The organism is Acinetobacter sp. CY73 (assembly GCF_059515865.1).
In genome coordinates, this window is record NZ_JCAKMZ010000066.1 from 1 (window position 1) to 1,468 (window position 1,468).

Genomic DNA, 1,468 nt, shown 5'->3' on the forward strand with positions numbered 1-1,468 from the left:
TTGTGCTGGCGACAATAGCAAGAGTGAACCACCTGATCCCTTCCCGAACTCAGAAGTGAAACCTCTTTGCGCTGATGGTAGTGTGGGGTTACCCATGTGAGAGTAAGTCATCGCCAGCTCATTATTCTAAACACCCCCTTCTAATGAAGGGGGTGTTTTTTTGTGAGAAAAAAGTCAAAAATTAATGCATAAAATAAAACAATTGTTTAGTCGGAAAATTACAATGACAATCTTTGTTACTGTTTAAATAACAAGCAATCTGTAGAGAAGATTAAAATATTCATACTATTAAATTGAAATAAAAGTGGTTGGAATGAATTTTTACAAATTATTTAAATGCTGTAATTTACAGTAGGTGGGCAACTATGAAGTTTTTCGTATTGCTTATATTTGTACTTTTTCTTTTTTGTTTTTGGCATTTTTTTTTACATAATCGAATGATTGGTTTGAAAAGTATCCGAAAATTTAATTTGATAAAAAATATAAAGTTTGAAAAAGAATACAGTTCTCTTGAGCAAAGACAGTGGAAAGCTAAAACTGAATTAAACTCCGAAGATGTGCAACAAGATATTCAATTATTTGATCAAATCGCCAACTTAATGTTTGAAAAAGAACTCAAAAATCAAGAATTCGAATATGCCGATCAAATTCAATATGAATTTTTAAATAAAATGCCGACACAGGCGAGAAGTGAGATTCAACAATTTAGTTTAGGTGATTGGTCTATTTTTTGGACTTATAAAGCTCAATCCCTTGAATATTATGTGAGTAAATATGGAGTTTTTTATACGCACGTGGATCGAAATGGTGTCGAACACACCTTACAACTGAAAGACTCTGCTTAGTTGATTTATACAAAATTTTATAACTATCAAGAATGCTAATTTCTAGAATTAAAAACGCAAAGTGAATTTAAACGTTTGAACATATCATCCCATATCATTTCAGCTCCTTTTCTAAAATAGCCTATGTGACCAATTTCTTTTAATTGATATTCCTGTACTGAAATATTTAGAAAATTCAATTAAGCCTGAGTATAGTGCTGCATAAAACCTTCTCTTGACCGGGACAGTGCCCCTAATCATTAGCAAGTACAGAAACTGCATAAATGATTGATTGAATGAACTTGAGCATAAGGATTCTTAAGTTGGTATAGCCAAATATTAAACATAAGCTACATCATCTTAAATACGATATCCAGAGCTTCCTGAATGGTTTTATTGTTCTGAGCAATAATGTGCCTGACTTTACTTTTTAAGACAGACCATGCTTTTTCAATAGGATTGAGGTCGGGACTATACGCAGGTAGATAAACGATTCTTGTCTTATATTTTGCTGCTCAATCATCAATCGCTTGACCTTTATGAATTGAGGCATTATCGAGAATCAGCAAATAATTTTTAGTCTGAATATCCTTTTCCTGTAAGTCCTTTAACAAATACTCCAACCAACACAGAAAAATACTCCG

General features: G+C 32.4%; 2 protein-coding genes and 1 rRNA gene. 2 read left to right on the top strand and 1 reads right to left on the bottom strand.

All coding sequences use genetic code 11. The features are described 5' to 3' along the window. The first annotated feature begins 4 nt into the window (after positions 1-4). Positions 5-119: ribosomal RNA gene (gene rrf / locus AC5YD2_RS16115) — 5S ribosomal RNA — on the top strand. Between the two features lie 351 nt (positions 120-470). Further along, positions 471-845, top strand: coding sequence for a hypothetical protein (locus AC5YD2_RS16120; protein WP_496127260.1), 375 nt, complete (start codon positions 471-473; stop codon positions 843-845). Positions 846-1,174: 329 nt separating this feature from the next. Here the strand turns inward: AC5YD2_RS16120 and AC5YD2_RS16125 are convergent, their stop codons facing one another. Then, positions 1,175-1,318, bottom strand: a complete 144-nt coding sequence (locus AC5YD2_RS16125) for a transposase (RefSeq protein ID WP_496126720.1) — start codon at positions 1,316-1,318, stop codon at positions 1,175-1,177. Between the last annotated feature and the right edge of the window lie 150 nt (positions 1,319-1,468).